Raw genomic sequence first — 3,191 nt, 5'->3', positions numbered from 1 at the left:
GCGGCGAAACTGGTGCGGGGACACGTTGACCGCCAGGGTTAACGGCGGCAAACCGGCATCCAGCCACTGCCGACCTTGCCGACAGGTTTCGCGCAGCACCCATTCGCCGATCTCCACAATCAGTCCGGTTTCTTCGGCAATCGGGATAAAACGGATCGGCGGAATCAGCCCCTCAACCGAGTCTTGCCAGCGCACCAAGGCCTCGGCGCCGACGATCCGGCCGCTGGCAATATCCACCTGCGGCTGGTAAAAAACACGCAGATCCTGTTGCTCAATCGCCCGCCGCAGACGCGATTCCAAGGCAATGCGTTCACGCGCCGCAATCGTTAAATCTTCCGAAAAATAGGCAAAGCAGCCGCGCCCCGCGTCTTTAGCCTGATACAGCGCGGCATCGGCGTGATCCATCAGTAGTTCGGGATTGTCGCCGTGTTGCGGATACAGGCTAATGCCAATACTGGCGCTAATCTGTATGTCCTCGCCCTGCTCCACACAAAAAGGTTTGCTTAAGTCGACGATGATCTCTTCGGCCACCCGTGCCGCATCTTCAGGATGTGCGATGTCTTCCAGCAGCACGATGAACTCATCGCCTCCTAAACGGGCCACCATGTCGACATCACGCAACCGGGTCGTAATTCTTGCAGCGACTTGTTGCAACAACTCGTCGCCTGCCATATGTCCCAGGCTGTCGTTCACCGATTTAAAACGATCCAGATCGAGCATCAGCAATGCCAACTGTTTGCCATCACGCCGCTCTACATCAATGCCGTGTTTCAGTCGCTCCTGCAACAGCCGTCGATTAGGCAACTGGGTGAGCGGATCAAAAAAAGCCAGCTGTTTGATCTGTTCCTCGGCAGCCTTACGTTCGGTGATGTCGATATGAGTGCCGACATAATGGGTAATCCTGCCATCATCCCCTTTCACCACTGAGATGATCAACCATTTGGGGTAAACTTCGCCATTCTTGCGCCGATCCCAAATTTCTCCCTGCCATGTACCGGTGCGCTCGATGGTTTCCCACATAGCGGTATAAAAGGCCTCGCCATGACGCCCGGATTTAAGTAAATTTATTTTCTGACCAACAGCCTCTTCTTTTGTGTAGCCGGTAGATTTAGTAAAGGCGCGATTAACTTGTAAAATAAAATTATTTGCGTCGGTGATGACCATCGGCTCATTCGACTCGAAGGCGATGGCGGCAACGCGAAGATGCGCATCCGCTTGTTTACGTAAAGTCACATCTCGTAATGCGCTTGCGAAAAACAGGCCTTGTTCCGTTTTAATAGGACTTACGCTGATATCCACGTCAAAACTGCTGCCGTCTTTTCGTTGCGCCTGTACTGTTCGCCCTACTCCCAAAGGTCTGGTAACCGGGGCGGCAACATATTTGGCGTGCAGTTCAGGATGCTTTGGCCGAAAGCCTTCCGGCACCAAAATTTCAATCGACTGGCCAACCAATTCTCCAAGCTTATAGCCCAGCAGTAACTCGGCTTGCCGATTAACCTGGGTAATAATGCCACGCACATCACTAATCAGCATGGCATCGGGTGTGGCATTGAAGATGGCGCGTTGATAGCCTTCACTTGCCGTCAGCGTCTGTTCGGCTCGCCTGCGTTCGACGAAATAGGTAGCCAGTGTCATACCTGTCACCGACAGTATCATCATATAAGACCAATAACTGGCCAGATAGGTTTTGGCAATGTCTTCTGCGAAGAAACCGGTTCCCTGCTGCGCGCCCCAAAATCCTTGAATTGCCGTCATGGTAAGAATTATTACTAACGCATGAGGCCCCATACGTACCGCCGCCCAGGTAATAAACAGGAACATCCAGTAGGCCTTGGCGACATCGCCTACTGCGTCGTACATCCATCCTATAAAGATCATTTGGCCGGCCAGGAAAGCCGAAACAATCAACAAAACGAACTCGATCAGCCGACCCGGCCTGGACCAATCATCAGGCGCCCGCCGCCAAACCAGCATCATCGGGGTAATCAGGGCAATACCCAGCGTGTCCCCCCGCCACCAATACGTCAGGTACCGAAAAAAGGTTTCACCGGTCAAAAACCCGGAAAAAACCAACGTTGCGGTTCCGAGCAATGCCGCCATAACACTGGCAATGCCACCGGCTATAAGCAGTCGCAGGTAGTTGTGCGTGGATAGGGTGAATTGATTAAAAATGTCGTAGCGCTTCAGCAGCAAGGCGCCCAAAAACGCCTCCAGCGTATTGCTCATGGCAACGGCTACGGCCATCCAAAAGGAGTTGATTGTTATTAGGTTAACTACGAGAGCCCCGAGGAATACTCCGCAAGCATACCTTTTTCCACCCATCAATAAAACCGACAACGCCAGTCCCGCAGGTAGCCAGACGATACTGATAACACCGTTGTCTGAACAACAGGCAAGAACGGCCAAACCGAGCAACGCGTAAAGCACGGCTACGCCGAGTTGCTTTAGTAGCGCTGCAAGTAGATGGAAATTTATCATTATTATTATTTTTCCCTTGCTGCGATTTTTTAGTGGATTACGCCTTCAGGCGACCCAACATGTGAAGCTCCGATATATTGAGTTAATGATAAAGCATTTAACTCAACCTATGAATATTGTTGATCACGTAATAACTCGACAATTTCATGCGCCGACACCGGTTTGCTTTTGATATAGCCCTGATACATATCGCAGCCTTTTTCCTGCAAAAATGCCAATTGCTCAGGCGTCTCCACGCCTTCGGCCAGGACTTTAAAGCCCAGAATATGACCCATAGCGATAATCGTAGCGGCAATTTCCATGTCGTCCTGCAGATGAGGAATATCATCAATAAAACTCTTATCGATTTTTAACAGATCCAGCGGAAAGTGCTTAAGACAAGCCAGCGATGAATAACCGGTGCCGAAATCGTCAATGGCCAGCCGAACGCCTTGAGCACGGAGATTATTAAGAATGGCCGTCGCGTTATCCTGATTGTCCATCAATCCGCTTTCGGTTATTTCCAGTTCCAGTTGGCTGGCCGGAAAACCGGTATCTTTTAACACCGTAGCCACTAGGTCGCAAATGTCGCTGCGGCGAAACTGGTGCGGGGACACGTTGACCGCCAGGGTTAACGGCGGCAAACCGGCATCCAGCCACTGCCGACCTTGCCGACAGGTTTCGCGCAGCACCCATTCGCCGATCTCCACAATCAGTCCGGTTTCTTCGGCAAT

Annotated in this window: 2 protein-coding genes; both read right to left on the bottom strand. The window is 51.6% G+C overall.

Annotated features, from left to right (window positions below; translation table 11 throughout):
* On the bottom strand, window positions 1-2,478 hold a 2,478-nt coding region (locus tag Q8L79_RS20075), incomplete at its 3' end, for a diguanylate cyclase domain-containing protein (RefSeq protein WP_305274488.1).
* A gap of 107 nt (window positions 2,479-2,585) precedes the next feature.
* On the bottom strand, window positions 2,586-3,191 hold a 606-nt coding region (locus Q8L79_RS20070), incomplete at its 5' end, for a bifunctional diguanylate cyclase/phosphodiesterase (RefSeq protein ID WP_305274487.1).

It is taken from the genome of Methylobacter sp. (genome assembly GCF_030680395.1).
Classification (GTDB): domain Bacteria; phylum Pseudomonadota; class Gammaproteobacteria; order Methylococcales; family Methylomonadaceae; genus Methylobacter_A.
This window is presented reverse-complemented; position numbering and strand designations above follow the sequence as displayed.